Origin of the sequence: Micromonospora sp. NPDC048986, from assembly GCF_040649335.1 — a bacterium.
GTDB classification, from domain to species: Bacteria; Actinomycetota; Actinomycetes; order Mycobacteriales; family Micromonosporaceae; genus Micromonospora; species Micromonospora alfalfae.
This window is the reverse complement of sequence record NZ_JBEZFJ010000012.1, coordinates 210677-234643: the sequence shown is the minus strand read 5'-3', so window position 1 is coordinate 234643 and position 23967 is coordinate 210677. Positions and strand designations below refer to the sequence as shown.

Sequence of the window (23967 nt, the reverse complement as noted above, 5' to 3'; positions counted from 1 at the left end):
AGCAGGACGCCGTGGAGGTGGCGAGATGTCTGATCCGGCCAAGGTACGCCGGCACGCGGAACGGGTGCGTGAGCTGGTCGCGTCGGTGGTGCGGAGCCAGATCAAGGACCCGCGGCTCGGGATGATCACCATCACCGATGCCCGGATCACCGCTGACCTGCGTGACGCGACGGTCTTCTACACAGTGCTCGGTGACTCGGTGGCCCAGGCGGACACCGCGGCGGCGCTGGAGAGCGCCAAGGGGCTGCTGCGCAGCACTGTCGGCAAGGCCCTCGGGCTGCGCCACTCGCCCACCCTCACGTTCGTCCTGGACGACGTGCAGGACCAGGTCAAGCACATCGACGACCTGCTCGCCGCCGCCCGCAACGCCGATGCCGAGGTGCAGCGGCTGGCCGCCCAGGCGAAGTACGCGGGCGAGGCCCAGCCGTACCGGGTGGACGACGAGGCCGATGAGGCGGACGAGACGGACGAGGCCGACGAGGCCACCGACGTCACGCAGACCCCGCGGGGTGGGGAAACGCGGTGACCAGCACCGCCAGCACCGCTAGCGCCCCGTTGGCCGGGGCAGCCGGGGTCGGCCCCATCGAGGCGGACTGGGCTGCGGCCGAGGCGTTGGTGCGGGCTCTCCCGCCGACCGCCCGGGTGCTGCTGATCTGCCACATCAATCCGGACGGCGACGCGTTGGGCAGCATGCTCGGCTTCGGTCTGGGCCTGCGGCAGTTCGGCGTACGCGACGTGCAGGCGACCTTTCCCGGGCCGCCGGAGCTGCCGGAGCCGTTCCGGGGGCTTCCCGGGCTGGACCTGCTGGTCCCGGCGGACGCCGCCGACCCGGCACCCGATCTGGTGATCTGCTTCGACGCGGCGAGCGAGTCGCGTCTCGGCGAGTTGGCTGGGCGGCTGTCGTCGGCGGAAGCGGCGTTGGTGCTCGACCATCACGCCTCCAACCCCGGTTTCGGCACTGTGAACCTGGTCGACCCGGGTGCGGCGGCCACGTCGGTCGTGGCCGAGCAGCTGCTGGCCCGGCTCGGGGTGGTGGTGGATCCGGCCATCGCCGAGTGCCTCTATGTGGCGCTGACCACTGACACCGGCTCGTTCCGGTTCGAGGCGACAACTCCGGCGGTGCACCAGATGGCCGCCCGACTGCTGGCGACCGGCATCTCGCCGGGTGACATCTCCCGGCGGGTCTTCGACACCCGGCCCTTCGGCGCGGTTCGCCTCTTTGGTGAGGTGCTCGGCCGGGCGCGACTGGAGCCGGCCGCCGCCGGTGGTCGGGGCCTGGTCTGGACCTTCGCCACCCTCGATGACCTGGCCCGGCACGACCAGCGGCCGTACGTGCTGGAGGCTCTGATCGACTCCGTGCGTTGCACCGCCGAGGCGGATGTGAGCTGTGTGGTGAAGCAGACCACGCCCGCCGAGTGGGCGGTGTCGATGCGCAGCAAGGGAGCGGTGGACGTCAGTCGGGTCGCTGTGGCACTGGGCGGTGGTGGGCACACGTTCGCGGCCGGGTTCACCGGTCGGGGCACCGTCGAGCAGGTGGTCGAGTCGATTCGCGCTCAGCTGGACGCGGCGCTGATCGGCTGAGCGCCGGCCCGGACCGTCGGCGGTCCGTCGGTCCCGGAAGATCAGGGTCAGCTCCGGGGAGTGTTGGTCTTCCCGCGTTCCGTGATACCGGGAAGAATTGCGGGATGGAGCAGCCGCACGACCTCACCGTGGAGGCCCCCCGCGCCTGGGACCGGCCCGCCGTCTCCGTTCCCGTCCTCGTCTGCCTGTCGCTCGTCGGTGGCCGGTTCGCGTCCTTCTCCACCGAGGCGAATCTGTTCACCCTCGGGACGGGTGGGGTGCTGATCTGGCTCGGTCTGAGCAACCGGGTGCCGCGCCGGCCGGCGCCGCGCCGGTTGGGCGCGGGGGCGGCCTGGTGGGCGGTGCCGGTGGTGGTGTTCGGGGTCTTCGAGGGCGTGACCTTCGTGCTGGCTGCCGGCGATGACTTCCCCACCTTCTCCCGGTTGGCCGATCCTCTCCTGGAGGATCAACTGACTCGCTCGGCAGCCTGGTTCGCCTGGCTGGCCGCCTTCTGGGGGCTGGTGCGGCGATGATGCGCGCGCTTGCGATCGGCGGTTTCCTCACCGCGCTGGTCCTTTTCGGGGTGGTCGAGTGGATGGCCCGCCGGGAGGGGTCGCGGATCCCCACCCTCGGCGAGGTCTGCGCCTATGTGATGCGCTACGAGGTCGGTCCGGTGCCGGTGGGCCGGATCGGTCTGTTCGGGTTCTGGTGGTGGCTGGGCTGGCATTTCCTGGCTCGCTGAACCGGGTTGCCGACCGTCCAAATGGCGGGAACCGTAAGCAGTATGTGGACCTGAACGATAACTTGGGAGAAGGCCGGTGCCGCCTGGCGGTGCAGGTCATGGGCGGTGGTGCCACACCCCGTGCCGCCTCCCTCCAGGGTCGGATCGACCCGGGCTCACGCTGCCCAGTCGGCTGCTCCGGTAACCCCGGACCGCCGTGGGGCGCTCAGCACGACCGCCCGTGAGGGCCGCCGCGTGTCGGCGGCTCACGCCCTGGGAAGGGGAGCGCCACCATGCCGAACAAGCCCAAGCCCGAGACCACCACCGACGACGCCCGCGAGCAGGCCCGCCGCGCGCTGCAGACGTCGATGGACACCCGTCAGTGATCCGACCTCTCCGAGGGTGATCCCTCAGATCCGTCTGGTCGGAAGATCCGGGCACCTCCTGGTTCGCCTTTGGAGCTGAATCGTCTGCGACATCACGACGTGATTCGTCTACGACATCAGCTCCACAGCGTCCGACCGGCGTCCCGACTGGGCAGCGCCCGACCGACGCCACGACCGCGCAGCGTCCGACCGGCGTCCCGACTGGGCAGCGCCCGGCCGACGCCACGACCGCGCAGCGTCCGACCGGCGTCCCGACTGGGCAGCGTCCGACCGGCGTCCCGACTGCGACGCCGGCAGGTGCCGCGCGAAGGGCTGGGACGAGCCGGACGCGCCAAGGGGTCGGCGGGGCGCACCGGCCACGGTAAGCAGCCTGCTGGATTGCGATCCTTACCGCAGCCATGCCAGGATCGGCGGCGATGAACCACGCCGCCACCACCGCTCACCGACCCGCCTCGCCTCGACGGATCGCCGCGCTCGCCCTGCCGGCCCTTGTGGTGCTCGCCGCCGAGCCGCTCTACGTGCTTGTCGACACCGCCGTGGTCGGTCACCTCGGCCGGGTGCCGCTCGCCGCGCTCGCCGTCGGCGGCACTGTCATGACGCTCACCGCCTGGGTGGGCACCGTGGTCGCCTACGGCACCACCGGTCGCGCCGCCCGCCGCTTCGGCGCGGGTGACCGGGCCGCAGCGGTCGCCGAGGGCGTCCAGTCGTCCTGGTTGGCGTTCGGTGTCGGTCTGCTGATCGCGGTCGGCATGCAGGTTGGCGGCGGCGCGCTCGCGCGTACCCTCGCCGGTGGTGGTGGCGAGGTCGCCGACGCCGCCGCCCAGTGGTTGCGGATCGCGGCCCTCGGCGCTCCCGGCCTGCTCCTCGCCGCCGCCGGCAACGGCTGGCTGCGCGGCGTGCAGGACACTCGCCGCCCCCTGTACTTCGTGCTCGGCCCCAACCTGCTCTCCGCGCTGCTCTGCCCGCTGCTGGTCTATCCCGGCGGGCTGGGTCTGGTCGGCTCGGCAGTGGCGAACGTCGTCGCGCAGACGCTCTGCGGGGTGCTCTTCGCCGCCGCCCTGGTCGGTGAGAAGGTGTCGCTGCGCCCCCAACCTCGCGTGATCCGCCAGCAACTGGTGCTCAGCCGGGACCTGCTGATCCGTGGGCTGGCGTTCCAGGCCAGTTTTCTGTCCGCGACAGCCGTCGCCGCCCGCTTCGGCGCCGCCGCCGTCGGTGCCCACCAGATCGCCCTGCAACTCTGGTTCTTCACCGCGCTGGTGCTCGACGCCCTCGCCATCGCCGCGCAGTCCCTGGTCGGTGCCGCGCTCGGCGCCGGCGACGACGCGGGTGCGCGGGCGCTCGCCCGTCGGATCGGGGTCCTCGGCGGCGTCTGCGGCGTGGGCTTCGCGCTGCTCGTCGCCGCCGGCGCGGGCGTGGTGCCGTCGTGGTTCAGCTCCGATGCGGGGGTACGCGAGCAGGCCATGGTGGCCTGGCCGTGGTTCGTCGTCATGCTGCCGCTGGCCGGGGTGGTGTTCGCCCTCGACGGCGTGCTGATCGGCGCCGGCGACGTGCGTTACCTGCGCAACCTCACCATCGTGGCGGCGCTCGGAGGATTCCTGCCGGCCATCTGGCTGGCGTACGCGCTCAACCTCGGGCTGGGCGGCATCTGGGCCGGGCTCACCGTGTTCGTGGTGATCCGGCTGGTCGCCCTGCTGCTGCGGCTGCGCAACGGCAGGTGGGCGGTGACCGGCGCGGTCCGCTGACGGGTCGCCGGGGCCCGCCGGTCAGCAGCGCGTGGTGGTCGGCGCGGGCGCGTCGATGTCGAAGATGGTGCCCGGGTCGCCAGCGGGTATCCGGTCTCCGTGCACATCGGCCACCCAGAACTGCTCCTGCACCCAGCCCTCACGGAGTTGGTCGCAGTCCGCGTTCCAGGTCACGGCCTCCGCCGAGGTGATCCAGAGGCCGCGGGCGGAGGCCGGCACGTCGTCCGGGTGCGGCACCTGCCACACCACCTGGTCGCGTAGCGCCACCACCGTCGCGCCGGCGGGCGCCCGCAGGTCCACGTCGAACGGGTACGCCCAGACGAACTCAGTGGAGACCTCCAGCAGTCGGATGCCGTTCTGCCTGGTGGCCCGGTAACTGACCCGGCCGTCGGCGCGGACGCCGAACTCCCACTCCGACGGCGACGCCATCCTCGTGGCGTACCGCAGGAAGCTGCCGTTGGTGAAGTCGCCCCGGAGCCGTTCGCGAGCATCCGGGGCGAGCAGCGCGAGGAACGGCGCCGGATCCCCGGAGAACATCGAGATGTCGACCCGACTCTCGATCAGTGCCTTGCGCACCGACTCCAGCGCCGCCCGTACCTGGGTCGCGGTGAACGGTCCGGTGCCCTTGGCCGCCGGCATCCGCACGGCCTCCTCGGCTGGTGCGAAGGAGGCCGCGGGCGACCCGGCGAACAGGTCCCGTGGTTCGCCGACCCTGCTCACCGGCGGCGTGCTGCTCGGTGTGGGGCTCGCCGAGGCGGACGTGCGGACACCATCGGCGACCCGACCGACCAACACCACCCCGCCGACGACCATCAGCAGTGCCAGCACCAGCCCGAGGCCGAGCAGCAGGGCCCCGTTGTGCCGGGCCGAGAAGAAACGGACCCGGTCCCATCCGGTGGGCTGGTGCTCGGTCTGCGACGACCGCAGCCACTCCGGTAGCTGCACCGGGTTGACCTGCGCTATCGCGGCGGGCGGCGGTGGCGGGTCGCCGGGGTCCGTCGGTGTGGGCTCGCTCGACGACGTGTTGTCCATGTTTCCCCCGTCAGTTTCGCCGCTGGTGACGCGCGCGAGCAGATAGTAGGTGCCGGAGGCTCGGGTCACGCAGGGCCTGCCCACGCACTGCGGAGCGGGTGTCATCTGGCAGGCTTGGCCGACGTGAGCACCGATGGTCTGATCGTGGTCGACAAGCCCGGCGGCATGACGTCGCACGACGTGGTGGCGCGCATCCGCCGACTGGCGAAGACCCGACGGGTCGGGCACGGCGGCACCCTCGATCCGATGGCGACCGGCGTGCTGGTGATCGGTGTCGGCCGGGCCACCCGGCTGCTGACCTACGTGATCGGCGCCGGCAAGAGCTACGCCGGCACCATCCGGCTCGGCCAGACCACAGTCACCGACGACGCCGAGGGCGACGTGACCGCCACCGTGGCGGCCGGGCAGGTCACCGACGACGCGATCCGGTCCGCGCTGGCCGGGCTGAGCGGCGAGGTCGAGCAGGTGCCGAGCGCGGTCAGCGCCATCAAGATCAACGGGCAGCGGGCGTACAAGCGGGTCCGCGACGGGGAGAGTGTCGAACTACCGGCACGGCGGGTCACCATCTCCCGGTTGGAGGTGCTGGCGATCCGTCGCACCGAGCCGGACGTGGTCGACGTGGACGTGGACGTGACCTGCTCCTCCGGCACGTACATCAGGGCCATCGCCCGGGACGCCGGCCTGGCGCTCGGCGTCGGCGGGCACCTCACGGCGCTGCGGCGTACCGCGGTGGGTGGCTTCACCCTCGCCGAGGCGGCGACCCTCGACGAGCTGGAGCAGCGCGCCCCGGACGTGGTGAACCTGCCGCTGGACGCGGCGGCCGACCGGTTCTTCGCGCGCCGGGAGGCCACGCCGGACGAGGCCCGGGTGCTCGCCCACGGTGGGCCACTGGACCCGGCCGGCCTCACCGGGCCGTACGCCGTCTTCGGGCCGGCCGGCGGCCTGATCGCTATCGTCAGCGAGCGGGACGGACGGGCCCGCGCGGAGATCGTGCTCGCGCCGGCCTGACAGCGCAGCGCAGGTCCGCCGGCCCGCAGCCGGCGGTGTCGACCCGCCGGCCGGCGGGACAGCAGAGAGGAACGGCATGCAGCGGTGGCGGGGCTACGACGCGGCGCCCGGCGGGTGGGGACGCTCGGTGGTCACCATCGGCGTCTTCGACGGCGTGCACAAGGGGCACCAGGCGACGATCGGGCACGCCGTGGCCCGGGCCCGCGAGTTGGGCGTGCAGTCGGTGGTGGTCACCTTCGACCCGCACCCGGCCGAGGTGGTCCGCCCCGGTTCGCACCCGGCGGTGCTCACCGAGCCGGCCCGTAAGGCCGAGCTGATCGAGGCGCTCGGCGTGGACGTGCTCTGCGTGGTGCCGTTCACCCCGGAGTTCTCCCGGGTGCCGGCCGAGCAGTTCGTGCACGACGTCCTGGTCGAGCACCTGCACGCCGCGTTGGTGGTGGTCGGCGGCAACTTCCGCTTCGGGCACCGGGCCGCCGGCGACGTGGCGTTGCTGGAACGGCTGGGTCAGACGTTCGGGTTCGGCGTGGAGGGCGCGCCGCTGGTCGCCGAGGCCGGCACCGTCTTCTCCTCCACGTACATCCGGTCCTGCGTCGACGCGGGCGACGTGGGCGCGGCCGCCGCCGCGCTGGGCCGCCCCCACCGGGTGGAGGGCGTGGTGGTCCGCGGCGACCAGCGGGGCCGGGAGCTGGGCTTCCCCACCGCCAACCTGCTCTGCCACCGGTACGCGGCGGTGCCCGCCGACGGCGTGTACGCGGCCCGGCTGATCCGCCGCGGTCAGCACGAGCCGCTGCTGGCGGCGGTCTCCGTGGGCACCAACCCGACCTTCTCCGGTCGGGAGCGGCGGGTGGAGGCGTACGCGCTGGACTTCTCCGGCGACCTGTACGGCGAGCGGCTGGCCCTGGACTTCGTGGCGCACCTGCGTGGTCAGATCCGGTACGACTCGATCGAGCCGTTGATCGCCCAGATGAACCAGGACGTCGAGCGCACCCGGCGCGTACTGGCCTGATCGTGCCGGGGCGACGGGCCGCCACCGAGGCCCTTCGCCGGGTGTTACCGGCGAGTGCTGGTAGTCTTGCCGGGACGTCGGGTGACCGGCGTGGGGCCTCGCGTGCCTGCTCGACGCCGCGGGTGCGAGGTACCGGTCCGTTCCCGGTCCATCGGGACGACGGACACCCACTTGATCAACCCATCGAAACAGGGAGAACATGGCGCTCGATCAGGAAGCCAAGGCCAGCATCCGCGCGGAGTACGCGACCGCCGAGGGCGACACCGGTTCGCCGGAGGTCCAGGTAGCGGTCCTCACCAAGCGGATCGCCGAGCTGACCGAGCACCTGAAGGTGCACAAGCACGACCACCACAGCCGCCGTGGGCTGCTGCTGCTGGTCGGCCGGCGCCGTCGGTTGCTCAACTACGTCCAGAAGAAGGACATTGCCCGCTACCGGTCGCTCATCGAGCGGCTCGGTCTGCGCCGGTGACGTGACGGGGGAGTGGCCGGACGGCCGCTCCCCCGTACCGCGTCCCACCTGAGGAAACACGGGCCGCGCGACCACCCGAGAGGGAGCCGGTCAGCGTACCGGTCTCCGGTAGTGGCCCCCGGGAACCCCGGCATCATGCCGGCCACCCGGGCGCTTCGATCGAAGACCGGCCGGCTGAGCAGCTCCCCGATGTCGTGGGCCCACGACGCGAAGGAGCACCACAGCACATGACCGAGACCAAACTCGGCACCGAATCCCGCACCGCCGTGATCGACAACGGGTCCTTCGGCACCCGCGAGATCACCTTCTCCACCGGTCGGCTGGCTCGCCAGGCCGCCGGTTCCGTCATCGCCCAGCTGGGCGAGACGGTCGTTCTCTCCGCCACGACCGCCGGTAAGCACCCGAAGGAGCAGTTCGACTTCTTCCCGCTGACCGTCGACGTCGAGGAGCGGATGTACGCCGCGGGCCGCATCCCCGGCTCGTTCTTCCGCCGTGAGGGTCGGCCCAGCGAGGACGCGATCCTCACCTGCCGGCTGATCGACCGGCCGCTGCGCCCGTCCTTCGTCAAGGGCCTGCGCAACGAGGTCCAGGTCGTCGAGACCATCCTCGCGCTCGACCCGCAGCACCCGTACGACGTCGTGGCGATCAACGCCGCCTCGATGTCGACGAAGCTCTCCGGCCTGCCGTTCTCCGGCCCGATCGGGGCGACCCGTGTCGCCCACATCGACGGCCAGTGGGTCGCCTTCCCGACCCTGGAGGAGCTGGCTCGCGCCACCTTCGACATGGTCGTGGCCGGCCGCACGCTCGAGGACGGCGACGTCGCGATCATGATGGTCGAGGCGGAGGCCACCCCGAACGCCGTCGCCCTCATCTCGGCCGGTGCCACCGCCCCGACCGAGGAGATCGTCGCCAGCGGCCTGGAGGCCGCCAAGCCGGCGATCCGTGAGCTGTGCCGCGCGCAGAGCGAGCTGGCCGAGGTCGCCGCCAAGCCGGTCACCGAGTTCCCGGTCTTCCTGGACTACCAGGACGACGTGTACGACGCCGTCTCCGAGCTGGCCCGCGCCGACGTGGCCGAGGCGATCACCATCGCCGGCAAGGCCGACCGCGAGGAGGCCCTGGACCGGGTCAAGGCCCGGGTCGCCGAGGAGTTGGGCGCTCGGTTCGAGGGTCGGGAGAAGGAGCTCAGCGCTGCCTTCCGGTCGCTGACCAAGTCCGAGGTGCGCAACCGCGTGCTGCGCGAGCAGGTCCGCATGGACGGGCGTGGCCCGCGCGACATCCGGGCGCTGACCGCCGAGGTCGGCGTGCTGCCCCGGGTGCACGGTTCGGCGCTGTTCGAGCGGGGCGAGACCCAGATCCTGGGTGTCACCACGCTGAACATGCTCCGCATGGAGCAGATGGTGGACACGCTGTCCCCCGAGAACCGCAAGCGCTACATGCACAACTACAACTTCCCGCCGTACTCGACCGGTGAGACCGGCCGGGTCGGCTCGCCGAAGCGTCGCGAGATCGGTCACGGCGCGCTCGCCGAGCGCGCGCTGATCCCGGTGCTGCCGTCGCGCGAGGAGTTCCCGTACGCCATCCGGCAGGTGTCGGAGGCGCTCGGCTCCAACGGCTCCACCTCGATGGGTTCGGTCTGCGCGTCGACGCTCGGCCTGCTCTCCGCGGGTGTGCCGCTGAAGGCGCCGGTCGCCGGCATCGCGATGGGGCTCATCTCCGACGAGGTGGACGGCAAGACCCAGTACGTGACGCTGACCGACATCCTCGGTGCCGAGGACGCGTTCGGTGACATGGACTTCAAGGTCGCCGGCACGCCGGAGTTCGTCACCGCGCTCCAGCTCGACACCAAGCTCAACGGCATTCCGTCGGACGTGCTGGCCGCCGCGTTGCAGCAGGCGAACGAGGCCCGGCAGGTCATCCTCGGGGTCATGAAGGCGGCGATCGAGGCTCCGGCCGAGATGTCCGACTACGCTCCGCGGGTCACCACCGTCAAGATCCCGGTGGACAAGATCGGCATGGTGATCGGCCCGAAGGGGCAGACCATCAACGCCATCCAGGACGAGACCGGCGCCGAGATCTCCATCGAGGACGACGGCACGATCTACGTCGGCGCCACCAACGGCCCGTCGGCCCAGGCGGCCGTCGACCGGATCAACGGCATCGCCAACCCGACGCTGCCGAAGCAGGGCGAGCGGTTCCTCGGCACCGTGGTCAAGACCGCCGCGTTCGGCGCGTTCATCTCGCTCCTGCCGGGCCGTGACGGCCTGCTGCACATCTCCAAGGTGGGCGACGGCAAGCGGGTCGAGCGCGTTGAGGACTTCCTCAACGTCGGTGACCGGGTCGAGGTCGAGATCGCTGACATCGACGCCCGCGGCAAGATCTACCTCGACAAGGTCCGCCCAGAGGGCACCGAGGCTCCGGCCGCCGGTGAGGCCGCCGCTGGTGACCGGCCGGCTGGCCGGGACCGGGGCGACCGTGCTCCGCGTGACCGCGGCGACCGTGAGCGTGGCGGCGACCGTGGCGGGCGTGGCCCGGAGCGCGGCGGCGAGGGCGGCAACGGCGGCGGCGGCGAGGGTGGCGAGGGCGGCGAGCGTCCGCGCCGTCGGACCCGGCACAGCTGACAGCCGTACAACGCATCACCCACCCCTCGTCGAACCGGGAGCAAGTCGTGAGTCGGGCCATCAGCGCGCCGTTTCCACCGGATCGACGGGGGGTGGCCCCGTCTCGGGACACCGGGGCGGGCCGCTCCGGCGGCACCGCCCGCGCGGTGACCCGGACGCTCAGCGACGACCCGCTGGGCGGCACGGTACGACGTACCGTGCTGCCCAGCGGCCTGCGCGTCCTCACCGAGGCGATTCCGGCGATGCGCAGCGTCTCGTTCGGCATCTGGGTGGCGGTCGGCTCGCGTGACGAGACCGGCCCGCAGGCCGGTGCCGCGCACTTCCTCGAGCACCTGCTCTTCAAGGGCACGCACAAGCGCACCGCCCTGGAGATCTCCTCGCAGATCGAGGCGGTGGGTGGCGAGACCAACGCCTTCACCACCAAGGAATACACCTGCTACTACGCCCGCGTGCTGGACGAGGACCTGCCGCTGGCGATCGACGTGATGTGTGACCTGGTCGCGGACTCGCTGTTGGAGCCGGCAGACGTCGAGACCGAGCGTGGCGTGATCCTTGAGGAGATCGCCATGCACGACGACGAGCCGGGTGACGAGGTGCACGATCTCTTCGTCCAGGCCGTCTACGGCGATCACCCGCTGGGCCGGCTGATCTCCGGCACCGCGGAGACCGTCACCCCGATGACCCGGCGGCAGATCCAGACCTTCTACCGGGGTCGCTACACCGCGCCGCAGATCGTCATCGCCGCCGCCGGCAACCTCGACCACGCCGCGGTGGTCAAGCTGGTCCGTCAGGCAGTGCGCGGCACCCCGCTGGACAGCGACCCGGCCAGTCCGGCGCCGCACCGCTCGGCGACCCCTGCGGTACGCACCAAGCCGGCGACCACGCTGGTGGAGCCGAAGGAGACCGAGCAGGCGCACGTCATCCTCGGTTGCCCCGGCATCGACCGGCTCGACGATCGGCGGTTCGCCCTCGGGGTGCTCAACAACGTGCTCGGCGGCGGCATGTCCAGCCGCCTGTTCCAGGAGATCCGCGAGCAGCGCGGCCTCGCCTACTCGGTCTACTCCTACGCCAGCCAGTACGCCGACACCGGCCTGTTCGCCGTCTACGCTGGCTGCGCGCCGGGCAAGGTGGACGAGGTGCTGGCCCTGACCCGCGCGGAGCTGGCCCGGGTGGCCGCCGACGGGCTGACCGAGGCCGAGGTGGCCCGGGGCAAGGGGATGAGCAAGGGCTCGTTCGTGCTCGGTCTGGAGGACACCGGTTCCCGGATGAGCCGGCTGGCAAAGGGTGAGCTGCTCTACGGCGACCTGATGCCGGTCGACGAGCTGCTCCGCCGGGTCGACGAGGTCACAGTGCAGGACGTGAACGTCCTCGCCGCCGAACTGCTCAGCCGGCCGATGTCGCTGGCCGTCGTGGGCCCGTTCGGCGCTGGCGACTTCGCGGTCTGAGGTCTGCCGCCCGGCCCGGTCGAGGCACCCCGGTCGGGCGTCCCGGCAGGTGGAGCACAGCGGATCCGGCCGGAGGGTCCCGTCCCGATTGGGATAGGTTGTGCCCCGTGACTGACGAGCAGGGAAAGACCCCGGCCCAGCAGCTGCGGGTCGGCGTGTTTGGCGCGCGCGGCCGGATGGGCATCGAGGTCTGCAAGGCGGTCGACGCCGCCGACGATCTCGCCCTGACCGCGGCGGTCGACCAGGGCGACAGTCGCTCCTCCGTCTCCAGCGCCGAGGTGGTCGTCGACTTCACCACGCCGGACGTCGTCATGGACAACCTCCAGTGGTGCATCGAGCAGGGCATCAGCGCGGTGGTCGGCACGACCGGCTTCACCGAGCAGCGGCTGGAGCAGGTGCGCGGCTGGCTGGCCGACAAGCCCGAGGTGGGCGTCGTCATCGCCCCGAACTTCGGAATCGGCGCGGTGCTGATGATGCAGTTCGCCGCGCGCGCCGCCCGACACTTCGAGTCCGTCGAGATCATCGAGCAGCACCACCCGCGCAAGCTTGACGCCCCGAGTGGCACCGCCACCCACACCGCCAGGCAGATCGCCCAGGCCCGCGCCGAGGCCGGCCTCGGTCCGGTCCCGGACGCCACCAAGGACGAGGTGCCGGGTGCGCGCGGCGCCGAGATCGACGGGGTACGTGTGCACGCGGTGCGCGCCACCGGCCTGGTCGCCCATCAGGAGGTGCTGTTCGGCGGCACCGGCGAGACGCTGACCATCCGGCACGACTCGTACGACCGGGTGTCGTTCATGCCGGGTGTGCTGCTGGCCGTCCGCGCGGTGCGCAACCACCCCGGCCTCACCGTCGGCCTGGACGCCCTGCTCGACTGACGGTCGGGGTCCGCTCCTCCACATCGCGGCTCGGTAGATCTTGGACGGTTTCCGTTCCCAGTTGACGGAAAGTGTCCAAGATCTGCGAGCGTGGGCCGGGTAGCATCCGGCGAATGATCAATGGGGGACACCTGGATCGGGCCGGGCGGCGAGTGACGCTGCGGCCGGTCGACGACGACAACTGGCGGGCGGTGGCCGACGTCGCCCCGCGCGACGACCAGCGCCGGTTCGTGGCCGCGCTGGGCGCGCGCTATCTGCTGCTGAGCATGCGCTCCGAGGTGTGGAACTCGCTCGCGGTGTACGCCGACGAGACCGTCGTCGGGCACGTCATGTGGGGCGTGGACGACGACGGTTCGCACTGGATCGGCGGGATGCTGATCGACGCCGCAGAGCAGGGCCAGGGCGTCGGCCGGGCCACTGTGCAGACGCTGGCCCCCTGGCTGGCGGCCCGAGCCGGCAACCCCCCGGTCCGCCTGTCGTACCACCCCGACAACACCCCAGCCGCCGCCCTCTACACCTCCCTGGGCTTCCACCCCACCGGCGCCGTGGACGACGACGAGCTGATCGCCGAACGAACCCCCTGACCTCCGCGATCTTGCACTTCCTGTCCCAACATAAGGGGCATACCGCCCCATACCGACAACCGAAACCGCAAGATCGCGGGGTTCACCGGGCCTGGCCCACGTCGATCATGGAGTTGTGGTGCTGACGCCCACCACAACTCCATGATCGACCGGTGGGGGCGGGGCGGGGCGGGGTTAGGGGAGTGGTTAGGGAAGGTGGGTTGGGGTTTTGGGGCGGCGTTGGGTGGGGAGGGTCGGGGTTGCGGTCAGTGGGGTGGGAAGGCCGGTGACTGTGGCTTCGCCGGTGCGGTCGACAGTGACGTGCACCGGGGCGTTGGCCACGCGGAGGCCGTCGACCGCCACGGCGCCGAGCTCCGCTCCCGCCAGGGGTGCCAGTCGCACCGTGCCGCCCGGTACGTCCGGGTAGAGCCCAATGGCGGCCTGGAGCAGCAGCACCGCGCCCGTCGCGGCCCACGCCTGCGGTCGACACGAGGCCGGGTACGGCACCGGGCGGCTCACCTGCGCCCGGTCATCGCCGCCGTACAGCTCCGGCATCCGGTAGTCGAACGCCTCGGCCGCGCTGAGCAGCCCGTCGGCCAGCCCGAGCGCGGCCTCGCGGTGCCCGGCCCGGGCCAGCCCGCCGAGCACGATGGCGGTGTCGTGGGTCCAGATCGAGCCACAGTGGTACGACAGCGGGCTGAATCCGGCGTCGTCGCTGGACATCGTGCGTAGCCCGAACCCGGCGGACATCGTTTCGGTGGTGAGCAGGCGCGCTACCTGGGCCTCCTCGTCCCGGTCGAGCAGGCCGGTGCCGAGCAGGTGGCCGATGTTGCTGGTCAGCGAGTCGACCGGGCGCTTGTCGCGGTCGAGGGCCAGCGCGGGTTGCGGGCCGTGGCGACCGTCGACCCAGAAGCTCTTGCGGAACCGGCCGACCAGCGCGGCGGCGTGTTCGCGCCAGCGGTCGCCACCCGGTCGGCCGAAGGCGTCCAGCAGGGCGGCGCCGTTCACTGCGGCCTCGTGCGCGTACCCCTGCACCTCGGCCAGCACTATCGGCGCGGTGGCCAGGGACCCGTCGTGGAAGCGGACGGCGTCGCCGGAGTCCTTCCAGCCCTGGTTCGACAGGCCGTGTCCGGTGGTGTCGACGTACTCGACCAGTCCGTCGCCGTCCGGGTCGGCGTGCTCGCCGAGCCAGTGCAGCGCCGCCTCCAGGTGCGGCAGCAGGGGCTCGATCTGCTCGGCGGGCATGCCCCAACGCCACGCGTCGTGCAGGAGGTTCACCCAGAGCATCGTGGCGTCGACGGTGCCGTAGTACGCCGGTGGAAGGCGCAGGCCGTTGTCGGGCAGGGCGAACGCGTGGCGGCGCAGCTCGTGCAGGATCTTGCCGGGGGCCTCGCCGGTCGCCGGGTCGACGCGGGTGCCCTGCCGGCGGGCGAGCACGCGCAGGGTGCCGGCGGCCAGGTCGGTGCCGAGCGGCAGCATCATCCGGGCGGCCCAGAGACTGTCCCGGCCGAACAGGGTGAGGAACCAGGGCACTCCGGCACCGAGGAACACGTCACCTGGTGCGCCGGTCTCGGCCAGTCGGAGGCCGCGCAGGTCGTCCAGGCTGCGGTCGAGCAGCCGGGTCAGCCGTCGGTCGTCGGCGCTCACCTCGGGGCGGGACCACTCGGGCTCGCCGGTCGGGCCGACGACGACGGCGCGCGGGTCGTCGACGCTCAACTGCCAGCGCAGCACGGTCTCGCCGCCGGGCGGCAGGTCGACCGGCCAGACCAGCCGGGGCGTGCTGGCCTTCTCGCCGTCGGCGCGCACGTCGGCGCCCGGCGCGGTGACGGTGACGGTGATCCCGGTGCCTGACCAGGTGAGCGTGCCGGGCTGGGCGGTCGTGGCTGGCAACGCGTCGGTGGCCCCACCGGACTTGACCACCTCGATGGGTGCCAGGTCGCAGCCGAGGTCGACGGTGACGGTGGCCCGTACGCCGACAGAGGCGGTGGAGACGATCCGCAGTTCCTCGGTGAGGCCGTCGCGGGTGGCCCGCCGGAGCCGGTCGACGCGAACGGTGGGATCGGGCGTGGGGTCACCGAGCCAGCGGGCCAGGCTCACGAAGTGTGCGCCGTGCGGGCCGTCGTCGCCGCGGGCCAGCCCTTCGAGCTCCCGCTCGTCGATCCGCAGCTCGGCGCGGGAGAGCACCCGGGCGTCGGCGTGGAAGACGCCCTGGACGCCGGTCGGGCGGATCTGCCCGGTCGCGTCCCCCAGCGCGCTGGTCGGGGCGAGGACCACCCCGACCAGCTCGTGCAGGAGGGGTTGCAGCTGGCGTTCGATCACGGTGTGGCTCCAGATCCTCGGGGTGCGGGGCGGCCATCTTGACAACGCGCCCCTGGCGGTGCAAAGTGCGAAACATTCCAGAAACTTGAACGATCCAATCCTGCCTTATCCAAATTGGATCGTTCAAGATGGCGAGAGGGATTAAGTGGCCGAAAAGGTGACCATCGCGACGGTGGCCCGGCACGCCCGAGTCAGCCGGCAGACGGTGTCCAACGTGCTCAACAGCCCGCACATCGTGCGGCAGGAGACCCGTCAGCGGGTCGAGGACGCGATCAACGCGCTCGGCTACCGGGCCAACCAGGCCGCCCGACAGATGCGCACCGGCCGGTCCCGCCTCATCGCCGCCCGGATCGACCCGACCCGCGACGGCATCAACGGCTCCGTGCTCGACCGCTTCCTGCACGGCCTCACCGAGACCGCCGACGCCGCCGGCTACCGGGTCCTGCTCTACACCGCGACCGACGACGACCGGGAGATCGCCACCTACGGCGACCTGCTCGGCACCTACGAGTTGGACGCGTTCGTGCTGGTGGGCACGAAGTACGGCGACCCGCGCACCGAATGGCTCGCCGACCGGGACGTGCCGTTCGTGACCTTCGGTCGCCCATGGGACGCGCTCGACGCGCACCCCTGGGTGGACGTGGACGGCGCGGCCGGCACCGCCCAGGCCACCCGACGTCTGCTCGACGCCGGCCACCAGCGGATCGCCTTCATCGGCTGGCCGGAAGGCTCCGGCGTCGGCGACGACCGGCGGGCCGGCTGGCGCGACGCCCTGCGTGCCGCCGGCGTCGACCCGACCGGGCTGCACCGGGAGACCGAGGACGGCATCGCCGAGGGCGAACGTCTGATGCGTGACCTGCTCGTCGCGGTGACGCCGAGCGCCGTGGTCTGCGCCAGCGACTCGCTCGCCCTCGGCGCCCTCCAGGCCATCCGCGGCACCGACCCGCCGGTGGCGGTGATCGGCTTCGACGACACACCGGTAGCCGCCGCGGTCGGGCTGACCAGCGTCAGCCAACCGCTCGGCGACGCCGCCGCCCGCTGCGTGGACCTGCTCACCGGGGTCCTCGACGGCGACCACGAGACCCCCACCCCCGTGCTGCTCCAGCCCTCGTTGGCACTGCGGCACACCGCGTAGTCCCACCCCCCACCAGGAGAAACCATGGCACCCCGAACAATCACCCGGGCAGCGGTGGCCGGCCTCGCCGCCGTCGCCCTCCTCGGCTCCGCCGCCTGCGGCAGCGGCTTCGACGACTCCTCCGGCGACACCGCCCAGTCCAGCGGCCCGGCCAGCCTGCAGATCCTGATCGGCTCGTCCGGTGAAGCCGAGACCAAGGCCGTGCAGGACGCCGCCGCGAAGTGGGCCGGCAGCTCCGGCAACACCGCGACGGTCACCCCGGCGCAGGACCTCACCCAGCAACTCGGTCAGGCGCTCGCCGGCGGCACCCCGCCGGACGTCTTCTACGTGGACGCGGCCCAGTTCGCCAACTACGCCAGCGTCGGCGCCCTGGAGCCGTACGGCGACAAGGTCAGCAACCCAAGCGACTTCTACGAGAGCCTGCGCACCGCCTTCACGTACGACGGCAAGCTCTACTGCGCGCCCAAGGACTTCTCGACACTGGCCCTGCAGATCAACACCGACCTGTGGACCAGGGCCGGGCTGACCGACGCCGACGTGCCGACGACCTGGGAGCAGCTCACCGCCGTCGCCCAGAAGATCAAGGCCAAGGGTCAGGTCCCGCTGGCGCTCGGTGACACCCGGGACCGGATCGGTGCCTTCATGGTGCAGAACGGCGGCTGGCTGGTCAGCAAGGACGGCAAGCAGCCCACCGCCGACACCCCGGAGAACCTCGCCGCCCTCCAGTACGTCAAGACCATGCTCAGCACCGGACTGGCCAAGTACCCGAAGCAGCTCGACGCCGGCTGGTCCGGTGAGGCGTTCGGCAAGGGCAAGGCCGTGATGACCATCGAGGGCAACTGGATCAAGGGTGCGCTGCAGAACGACTTCCCGAACGTGAAGTACAAGGTCGTGGCGCTGCCGGCCGGCCCCAAGGGGCAGGGCACCCTCTCCTTCACCCAGTGCTGGGGCATCGCCGCGAAGAGCAGGTACAAGGACCAGGCGATCAAGTTCGTCGAGGCGATGACCGGCGGCGAGCAGCAGATGACCTTCGCGAAGGCGTTCGGTGTGATGCCGTCCCGCCAGTCGGCCCGCGACCAGTACACCGCCGCCTTCCCGGCGGACAAGGTGTTCATCGACGGCGCCGCGTACGCCCAGGGCCCGGTGAACGCCCCGAAGATGGACAGCGTCCTCAAGGACCTCGACACCGGTCTGCAGGGGTTGGCCAACGGCGACCCGAAGACCGTGCTGCAGAGCTTCGACAAGAACGCCAAGGCGGCCCTCGGCGGCAGCTGAGGTGATGGCGGGGGCCCCGGCGAACACCGGGGCCCCCGCCGCACGTCGGCCCGAGAGAGGAAGGGAGGGAAGATGGCAACCGAGACACTGACCGCCGAAGCGACCGCGGGCGGCGGCGGCCCGCGCCGACGCGGGGGCGGCATCCGGAGCAACGAGAACCTCGCCGGCTGGCTCTTCGTCGCGCCGGTGATCGTCATCCTGGGGTTGTTCCTGCTGCTGCCGATCCTGATGGCGCTCTGGGTCAGCCTGACCGACTGGAACGGCCAGGGCAGCCCCTTCACCGGCGACGTCCCGTTCGTCGGCGGGCACAACTACACCCAGTTGTTCACCGAGGACGGGCTGGCCCGCCGCGACTTCATGACCAGCATCCGCAACAACATCTACTACGTGGCGATAGTGGTGCCGGCGCAGACAGTGCTCGCGCTCGGGCTGGCGTTGGTGGTCAACAACCGGATGCTCAAAGGCAAGAGCTTCTTCCGCAGCGCCTTCTACTTCCCCTCGGTGACCAGCTCGGTCGCGATCAGCGTGGTGTTCCTGTTCCTCTTCGCCAACTCCGGCGCGGTGAACGCGCTGCTCGGCTTCGTCGGGATCGACGGCCCGGAGTGGTTCGCCGACTCCCGGGGGGTGCTGCACCTGCTGTTCGGCGCGGTCGGCGTCGACTCGCCACCGGCGGCACTGGCCGACGGCGGCCCGTTCGGACTCACCTGGTGGGACTGGCTGGCCGGCCCGAGCGTGGCGATGATCTCGATCATCACGTTGGTCGTCTGGACCACCTCCGGCACCTTCATGCTGATGTTCCTGGCCGGGTTGCAGAACGTGCCGGTGACCCTGGACGAGGCCAGCACCCTCGACGGCGCGTCCCGGTGGCAACGCTTCCGGTACGTCACAGTGCCGATGATCAGGCCCACCATGTTCCTGGTGCTCACCCTCGGCATGATCGGCTCCTGGCAGGTCTTCGACCAGGTGTACGTGATGAGCCAGGGCGACCCGGCCAAGACCACGCTCACCCCGGCGTACCTGTCGTACCGGACCGCCTTCCGGGACTTCGACTACGGCTCCGGCGCGGCCATCTCGTTCGTGCTGTTCCTGATCATCATCGTGCTCACACTGATCCAGCGCCGGGCGCTGGCCGAGCGGAACACCGACCGGCCGCGCCGCGGCTGGCGGCGTCGGCGCGTACCGGAAAGGTCCTGAGATGGCAGTGCTCACCGACCGCCCGGCGGCGACACCCGCCCGGCGTCACCAGCGCGCGGCCCGCACCCTGGCCACCCGCTTCCTGGGGTACGCCACGCTGGTCTTCTTCGGACTGGTGTTCCTCTACCCGTTCGTCATCCAGATCGGCAACGCGCTCAAGACCGAGCCCGACGCCGCGGCGAACCCGCTGTCACCGTTCCCGGACCCGCTCACGCTGGCCGGCTTCGAACGGATCTTCGCCGGCACCAACTTCCCGCTGTGGCTGGGCAACTCGCTGCTGGTGACGGTGCTGGTCACCATCGGCCGGGTCTTCTTCGACTCGCTCGCCGGGTACGCGCTGGCCCGGCTGCGGTTCCGCGGCCGCGGCGGACTCTTCGCCGCCGTCATCGCGGTGATGGCGGTCCCCGGGGTGGTGCTGCTGATCCCGAAGTTCCTGGTACTCAACCAACTCGGCCTCTACAACAGCTACGCCGGTCTGGTGGTGCCGCTGCTGGCCGACGCGGCGGGCGTGTTCATCATGAAACAGTTCTTCGAATCGATTCCGGTCAGTGTCGAGGAGGCTGCCCGGATCGACGGGGCGAGCATCTTCCGTACCTTCTGGTCGGTGGTGCTGCCGATGGCGAAACCGGCGCTGATCACCCTCACCATCCTGTCGTTCCAAGGCTCCTGGAACGAGTTCCCGCACAGCCTGGTGTCGGTGCAGGACCCAGACCTGTTCACCCTGCCCCGCGGGTTGGCCGACCTGGTCAGTGGCTCGCTCGGCAAGGGCACCCAGTACCCGCTCAAGCTCGGCGCCGCGCTGCTGGCCACCATCCCGGTGGCGATCATCTTCGTGGTGTTCCAGCGGTACTTCGTCCGCGACGCCAACGACGGCTCCGACAAGGGCTGACCCGGTCGGTGCGGCGGCCCCGACCTCGGGACCGCCGCACCTGTCACTCGACCTTCTCGGCCGGAACGGCCACGTGCAGGCGCACCTGAGGCACCAGCATGTCGTCGACGTCCAGCGCCCGGGCCGCCCCGTCGAGCTCCCAACCGGTGCTGGTCAGGAACTTCCGGGTCGCCTCGTCACCATCGAACGCCCAGGCCACCGCCCGACTCATCCCGTCCTCCCGCCACAGGTCGACGGCGGCCGCGAGCAGCCGACTGCCGTGCCCCCGCCGGCCCCACCGCGGCTCCACCAGCAGGTCGGTCACCGCCGCCACGTCCGGGCCGAGCGCCTCGGCCGGCTCACCCGGGGCCAACGCCTCGCCGTCGGCCGGGCCGGAGGCGGCGAACCCCACCAGATACGATTGCTCGGCCTGTTCGACGGCGACCAGCACCCGGTGCGCGCCCGAGGGCGGCTCCAGCACCGCGGCGCTCCACCGCCGGGCGAGGAACGCCTCGTCCAGGTTGTCGAGCACATGCCGAGGCAGGATCCGGCGGTACGCGACCCGCCAGGTCGCGAGCTGGATGCGTGCGATCTCGCCGGCGTCCTCGGGACGCGCCGGGCGGACGTACCCGAGAGCCATGGGACGGAAGCCTACGCAGGGCGAGGGAGACGACGGTGGCGCAGGGTGCCAACAGGACAACCGCGCAGGTCGTCGGGGTGGTGGTGCTCGCCGCGGCGGTCACCGGGTTCCTCGCCGTCGCCGCCGTCCGGCACGGGTTCTTCGACCTGAAGGTCTACTACGGCGCGTTGACCTGGTGGGTGCACGACGGCGGGGAGATCTACGACTACCTCAAACCGGGCACCCAGTACGGCTTCACCTATCCGCCGTTCGCCGCCCTGGTGATGCTGCCGATGGCGTACCTGCCGTGGACGGCCGCGATCGTGGTGAGCGTGCTCGCCAGCGTGGCCACCACAGCGGTGCTGATCTGGTGGCTGGTCGACCCGATCGCCCGCCGCGCCGGCTGGACCCGGTGGTTCGCCCTCGCCGTGGCGCTCTGCCTGGCCGCCGCGTTCGAACCGATGCGGGAGACTGTCAACTTCGGCCAGGTCAACACGCTGCTGCTCTTCCTGGTGGCGGTGGACCTGCTGCGGCTGCTGCCGGCCGGCAACCGGTGGGCCGGTGTGGGCATCGGCCTCGCCACGGCGATCAAACTGACCCCTGGCGTGTTCATCGTCTACCTGCTGGTGACCGGGCGGTGGCGGGCGGCGCTCACCGCCAGCGGCACAGCCGCCGGGGTGTCGCTGCTGGCCGCCGCGCTCTTCCCGGACGCGTCCCGGGAGTTCTGGACCGAGGCGCTGTGGAACACCGGGCGGGTGGGTGAGCTGGCCTTCGTCTCCAACCAGTCGTTGCGCGGGGTGGTCGCCCGGCTCGACCCGGAGCACCCGAGCACAGTGCTGTGGCTGCTGCTCGTGCTCGGCACCCTGGCACTCTGGGCCTGGCGCTCCCGGGCCGCCGTCGCGGCCGGCGACGAGGCCACCGGCCTGGCGCTGACCGGCGCGGTGATGTGCCTGGTCAGCCCGGTCACCTGGGTGCACCACCTGGTCTGGCTGCTGCCCGCCCTGATCCTGCTTGTCGACAATGCGATGGCCGCGCCGGCCGGCCGCCGACGGCAGGTCCTGCTGGCCGCCACGACCATTGGGTACGCGCTGTTGATCAGCCGGACCGTCTGGCTCTGGGAGAAGGACTTCACCGGCGTCGACGGGTTCCTGGGCAGCAACGCCTACGTGTGGATCAGTCTGGCGTTGCTGGCCTTCCTGCCGATCCGCTGGTGGCTGACCCCGAACGGGTCAGCGGTCGAGGCATCCGGCGTACCGCAGCTCGACCAGCCCGACCGGCGGGCCCCCACCGGCCAGCGGCACCTGGTAGGTCGACCGCTCACCGTCCGGTGACAGGCCGACGCGCTCGCAGAACCGCCGGGCCCGCCGGTTGTCCGCCAGCACCCATGCCCGGTAGCCGGCCCAACCCCGCTCGCTGAGCCCGCTCCGGGCGGCGTCCAGCAACGCCGCCGCGGTCCCGTCACCCCAGTGGGCCGGCTCCACGTAGAGCGCCACCACCTCGCCGACCGTCGGGTCCAGGTCATCCCGGTCCTGGTTGCGACGGTACGGCCCGAAGGTGGTGAAGCCCACCACCAACCCGTCCACCTCGCCGAGCACCGTGGTGAACGGATGCTCCGGATCGGCGGTGCCGACATCGCGACGACGCTGCGCCCAGGCCACCACGTTGAGCCGCCCGAGCACCTCGTCCGGCATGAAGCCGGCGTAGCCCGCCTGCCAGCCGTGCACGTGTACCCGGGCGACCGCCTCGGCGTCGTCCGGCTCCTCCCGACGGATGGTCAGCATTGCACCGTTCTATGCCCCGTTGGTCGTCACGTCCAGCTTCCCGCACCGGCGTCGTACCGATGAATTAATGTCGCCGACGATGACCGCACCGGAATCGCTCTCGCTCGCCCAGGCCCGCCGCGTGGCGCTCGCCGCCCAGGGCTTCGCCGACCCGGCGCCGACGGGCGTGCCCACCCGCCGGCACCTGCGTCGCGTGCTGAGCCGGGTCGGGCTGATCCAGATGGACTCGGTCAACGTGCTGCAACGGGCGCACTACCTGCCGCTCTACAGCCGGCTCGGGCCCTACCCGACCACGTTGCTCGACCAGGCCGCCTACCGACGCCCACGGGAGCTGTTCGAATACTGGGGCCATGAGGCGTCGCTGGTCCCGGTGGAGCTGCACCCGATGCTGCGCTGGCGGATGGCCCGCGCGCACAGCGAATCCTGGGGCGGCATGCGGCGGATCGCCCAGGAGCAGCCTGAGCTGGTCGCCTGGGTGCGGGACGAAGTGGCAGCCCGGGGGCCGCTGACCGCCGCCGAGATCGAGCACGACGCTCCCCGCGAGACCGGCAACTGGGGTTGGAACTGGTCGGCGGTCAAGCGGGCGTTGGAGTTCCTGTTCTGGGCCGGGGAGGTGACCGCTGCCGAGCGCAGCACCTCCTTCGCCCGCCGCTACGACCTGCCCGAGCGGGTGCTGCCCGCAGCGGTGCTGGCCGCGCCCACCCCCACCGACGCCGAGGCGTACCGGACGCTGGTTTCCCTCGCCGCCCGGTCCCTCGGGGTCGCCGCCGAGCCAGAGCTGCGCGACTACTTCCGGTTGCCACTGGCCGGCGCCCGGCAGGCCGTCGCGGAGCTGGCCGAGGCCGGTGAGCTGGTGCCGGTCACCGTGTCGGGCTGGCGGCAGCCGGCCTGGCTGCACACGTCCGCCCGGCTGCCCCGCTGGGTACGGGGCAACACGCTGGTCAGCCCCTTCGATCCGCTGATCTGGGAACGTGCCCGCACCGAGCGACTGTTCAACTTCAGCTACCGGATCGAGATTTACGTCCCGGCGCCACAGCGGGTCTACGGCTACTACGTGCTGCCGTTCCTGCAGGGCGACCGCTTCACCGCCCGGGTCGATCTGAAGGCCGACCGCAAGGCCGGGGTGCTGCTGGTGCCGGCCGCCTGGCTCGAACCCGGCGCCGACCCGGGGGAGACCGCCGTCGCGCTCGCCGCCGAGCTGTACCGCCTCGCCGGCTGGCTCGGCCTGGACGCGGTGGCCCCACCAGCGGCCGGCGACCTGGCCGGTCCGCTCACCGCCGCGTTGGCCGGAGTGTCCGGTGTACCGTGAGCGCGTGACGAGCGCTCCCGGACCGGTCGACCAGCCGCACCC

General features: G+C 71.7%; 22 protein-coding genes. 18 read left to right on the top strand and 4 right to left on the bottom strand.

The annotated features are described in order from the left end of the window. The first annotated feature begins 25 nt into the window (after positions 1 to 25). The 5 genes from rbfA to AB0B94_RS24225 all read left to right on the top strand — a co-directional run bounded on the left by rbfA (position 26) and on the right by AB0B94_RS24225 (position 4409). Positions 26 to 526, top strand: a complete 501-nt coding sequence (rbfA, locus tag AB0B94_RS24245; protein ID WP_357284387.1) for a 30S ribosome-binding factor RbfA — start codon at positions 26 to 28, stop codon at positions 524 to 526. Next, positions 523 to 1581: a bifunctional oligoribonuclease/PAP phosphatase NrnA gene (locus tag AB0B94_RS24240; RefSeq protein ID WP_357284384.1), complete on the top strand. Its 1059-nt coding sequence runs from the start codon at positions 523 to 525 to the stop codon at positions 1579 to 1581. The genes rbfA and AB0B94_RS24240 overlap by 4 nt, the downstream gene beginning before the upstream one ends. 104 nt (positions 1582 to 1685) lie before the next feature. After that, positions 1686 to 2093: a hypothetical protein gene (locus AB0B94_RS24235; RefSeq protein ID WP_210784728.1), complete on the top strand. Its 408-nt coding sequence runs from the start codon at positions 1686 to 1688 to the stop codon at positions 2091 to 2093. Continuing rightward, complete coding sequence (locus AB0B94_RS24230; RefSeq protein ID WP_357284532.1) at positions 2093 to 2302, top strand: DUF6186 family protein; 210 nt, start codon at positions 2093 to 2095, stop codon at positions 2300 to 2302. Before AB0B94_RS24235 ends, AB0B94_RS24230 begins: the two co-directional genes overlap by 1 nt. A gap of 781 nt (positions 2303 to 3083) precedes the next feature. Continuing rightward, on the top strand, positions 3084 to 4409 hold the full coding sequence (locus AB0B94_RS24225; RefSeq protein WP_357284380.1) for an MATE family efflux transporter: 1326 nt from the start codon (positions 3084 to 3086) through the stop codon (positions 4407 to 4409). Positions 4410 to 4430: 21 nt separating this feature from the next. Here the strand turns inward: AB0B94_RS24225 and AB0B94_RS24220 are convergent, their stop codons facing one another. Then, positions 4431 to 5510 carry a hypothetical protein gene (locus tag AB0B94_RS24220; RefSeq protein ID WP_357284376.1) on the bottom strand — a complete coding sequence of 360 codons (1080 nt, stop codon included), beginning with the start codon at positions 5508 to 5510 and terminating at the stop codon, positions 4431 to 4433. Between the two features lie 54 nt (positions 5511 to 5564). Between AB0B94_RS24220 and truB the strand changes: the two genes are divergently transcribed. The 7 genes from truB (at position 5565) to AB0B94_RS24185 (ending at position 13446) form a co-directional block, all read left to right on the top strand. Then, positions 5565 to 6449: a tRNA pseudouridine(55) synthase TruB gene (truB, locus tag AB0B94_RS24215; protein WP_357284373.1), complete on the top strand. Its 885-nt coding sequence runs from the start codon at positions 5565 to 5567 to the stop codon at positions 6447 to 6449. A gap of 76 nt (positions 6450 to 6525) precedes the next feature. Next, positions 6526 to 7455 (top strand): bifunctional riboflavin kinase/FAD synthetase, encoded by a 930-nt coding sequence (locus tag AB0B94_RS24210; protein ID WP_196921595.1) that lies wholly within the window; start codon positions 6526 to 6528, stop codon positions 7453 to 7455. 199 nt (positions 7456 to 7654) lie between these two features. Continuing rightward, a complete protein-coding gene (gene rpsO, locus AB0B94_RS24205) occupies positions 7655 to 7924 on the top strand; it encodes a 30S ribosomal protein S15 (RefSeq protein WP_030337594.1) in 270 nt (89 codons plus the stop codon). A gap of 227 nt (positions 7925 to 8151) precedes the next feature. Beyond that, a complete protein-coding gene (locus AB0B94_RS24200; protein ID WP_357284369.1) occupies positions 8152 to 10542 on the top strand; it encodes a polyribonucleotide nucleotidyltransferase in 2391 nt (796 codons plus the stop codon). Between the two features lie 47 nt (positions 10543 to 10589). Next, positions 10590 to 11987: a pitrilysin family protein gene (locus AB0B94_RS24195; protein ID WP_357284366.1), complete on the top strand. Its 1398-nt coding sequence runs from the start codon at positions 10590 to 10592 to the stop codon at positions 11985 to 11987. A gap of 107 nt (positions 11988 to 12094) precedes the next feature. Then, positions 12095 to 12862, top strand: a complete 768-nt coding sequence (gene dapB / locus AB0B94_RS24190) for a 4-hydroxy-tetrahydrodipicolinate reductase (RefSeq protein WP_357284362.1) — start codon at positions 12095 to 12097, stop codon at positions 12860 to 12862. Between the two features lie 113 nt (positions 12863 to 12975). After that, on the top strand, positions 12976 to 13446 hold the full coding sequence (locus AB0B94_RS24185) for a GNAT family N-acetyltransferase (protein WP_357284358.1): 471 nt from the start codon (positions 12976 to 12978) through the stop codon (positions 13444 to 13446). 186 nt (positions 13447 to 13632) lie between these two features. Here the strand turns inward: AB0B94_RS24185 and AB0B94_RS24180 are convergent, their stop codons facing one another. Beyond that, a complete protein-coding gene (locus AB0B94_RS24180; protein WP_357284355.1) occupies positions 13633 to 15744 on the bottom strand; it encodes a glycogen debranching N-terminal domain-containing protein in 2112 nt (703 codons plus the stop codon). Between the two features lie 145 nt (positions 15745 to 15889). Between AB0B94_RS24180 and AB0B94_RS24175 the strand changes: the two genes are divergently transcribed. The 4 genes from AB0B94_RS24175 to AB0B94_RS24160 all read left to right on the top strand — a co-directional run bounded on the left by AB0B94_RS24175 (position 15890) and on the right by AB0B94_RS24160 (position 20237). Further along, on the top strand, positions 15890 to 16879 hold the full coding sequence (locus AB0B94_RS24175) for a LacI family DNA-binding transcriptional regulator (protein ID WP_357284352.1): 990 nt from the start codon (positions 15890 to 15892) through the stop codon (positions 16877 to 16879). 24 nt (positions 16880 to 16903) lie between these two features. After that, the gene (locus tag AB0B94_RS24170; protein ID WP_357284349.1) at positions 16904 to 18154 is read left to right on the top strand and encodes an extracellular solute-binding protein; all 1251 of its coding nucleotides are present in this window, start codon (positions 16904 to 16906) and stop codon (positions 18152 to 18154) included. Between the two features lie 72 nt (positions 18155 to 18226). After that, positions 18227 to 19348 carry a sugar ABC transporter permease gene (locus AB0B94_RS24165; RefSeq protein WP_357284345.1) on the top strand — a complete coding sequence of 374 codons (1122 nt, stop codon included), beginning with the start codon at positions 18227 to 18229 and terminating at the stop codon, positions 19346 to 19348. Between the two features lies 1 nt (position 19349). Beyond that, positions 19350 to 20237 carry a carbohydrate ABC transporter permease gene (locus AB0B94_RS24160; protein WP_204943843.1) on the top strand — a complete coding sequence of 296 codons (888 nt, stop codon included), beginning with the start codon at positions 19350 to 19352 and terminating at the stop codon, positions 20235 to 20237. A gap of 43 nt (positions 20238 to 20280) precedes the next feature. Here AB0B94_RS24160 and AB0B94_RS24155 read toward each other — a convergent pair whose 3' ends face one another. After that, positions 20281 to 20856: a GNAT family N-acetyltransferase gene (locus AB0B94_RS24155; protein ID WP_357284339.1), complete on the bottom strand. Its 576-nt coding sequence runs from the start codon at positions 20854 to 20856 to the stop codon at positions 20281 to 20283. 35 nt (positions 20857 to 20891) lie between these two features. On the opposite strand from AB0B94_RS24155, the gene AB0B94_RS24150 reads away from it, so the two are divergent. After that, a complete protein-coding gene (locus tag AB0B94_RS24150; RefSeq protein ID WP_357284336.1) occupies positions 20892 to 22166 on the top strand; it encodes a glycosyltransferase 87 family protein in 1275 nt (424 codons plus the stop codon). Here AB0B94_RS24150 and AB0B94_RS24145 read toward each other — a convergent pair. Beyond that, positions 22065 to 22616: a GNAT family N-acetyltransferase gene (locus AB0B94_RS24145; RefSeq protein ID WP_357284331.1), complete on the bottom strand. Its 552-nt coding sequence runs from the start codon at positions 22614 to 22616 to the stop codon at positions 22065 to 22067. The genes AB0B94_RS24150 and AB0B94_RS24145 overlap by 102 nt on opposite strands. Before the next feature lie 79 nt (positions 22617 to 22695). Between AB0B94_RS24145 and AB0B94_RS24140 the strand changes: the two genes are divergently transcribed. Next, the gene (locus AB0B94_RS24140) at positions 22696 to 23925 is read left to right on the top strand and encodes a crosslink repair DNA glycosylase YcaQ family protein (protein WP_357284325.1); all 1230 of its coding nucleotides are present in this window, start codon (positions 22696 to 22698) and stop codon (positions 23923 to 23925) included. The last annotated feature ends 42 nt before the right edge of the window (positions 23926 to 23967 follow it).

Excerpts from the sequence above, each read along its gene's own strand:
- rbfA (WP_357284387.1), top strand. The coding sequence starts at position 26 with ATGTCTGATCCGGCCAAGGTACGCCGGCACGCGGAACGGGTGCGTGAG.
- AB0B94_RS24235 (WP_210784728.1), top strand. The coding sequence starts at position 1,686 with ATGGAGCAGCCGCACGACCTCACCGTGGAGGCCCCCCGCGCCTGGGAC.
- AB0B94_RS24230 (WP_357284532.1), top strand. The coding sequence starts at position 2,093 with ATGCGCGCGCTTGCGATCGGCGGTTTCCTCACCGCGCTGGTCCTTTTC.
- AB0B94_RS24225 (WP_357284380.1), top strand. The coding sequence starts at position 3,084 with ATGAACCACGCCGCCACCACCGCTCACCGACCCGCCTCGCCTCGACGG.
- AB0B94_RS24210 (WP_196921595.1), top strand. The coding sequence starts at position 6,526 with ATGCAGCGGTGGCGGGGCTACGACGCGGCGCCCGGCGGGTGGGGACGC.
- rpsO (WP_030337594.1), top strand. The coding sequence starts at position 7,655 with ATGGCGCTCGATCAGGAAGCCAAGGCCAGCATCCGCGCGGAGTACGCG.
- AB0B94_RS24200 (WP_357284369.1), top strand. The coding sequence starts at position 8,152 with ATGACCGAGACCAAACTCGGCACCGAATCCCGCACCGCCGTGATCGAC.
- AB0B94_RS24185 (WP_357284358.1), top strand. The coding sequence starts at position 12,976 with ATGATCAATGGGGGACACCTGGATCGGGCCGGGCGGCGAGTGACGCTG.
- AB0B94_RS24170 (WP_357284349.1), top strand. The coding sequence starts at position 16,904 with ATGGCACCCCGAACAATCACCCGGGCAGCGGTGGCCGGCCTCGCCGCC.
- AB0B94_RS24165 (WP_357284345.1), top strand. The coding sequence starts at position 18,227 with ATGGCAACCGAGACACTGACCGCCGAAGCGACCGCGGGCGGCGGCGGC.
- AB0B94_RS24160 (WP_204943843.1), top strand. The coding sequence starts at position 19,350 with ATGGCAGTGCTCACCGACCGCCCGGCGGCGACACCCGCCCGGCGTCAC.
- AB0B94_RS24155 (WP_357284339.1), bottom strand. The coding sequence starts at position 20,856 with ATGGCTCTCGGGTACGTCCGCCCGGCGCGTCCCGAGGACGCCGGCGAG.
- AB0B94_RS24145 (WP_357284331.1), bottom strand. The coding sequence starts at position 22,616 with ATGCTGACCATCCGTCGGGAGGAGCCGGACGACGCCGAGGCGGTCGCC.
- AB0B94_RS24140 (WP_357284325.1), top strand. The coding sequence starts at position 22,696 with ATGACCGCACCGGAATCGCTCTCGCTCGCCCAGGCCCGCCGCGTGGCG.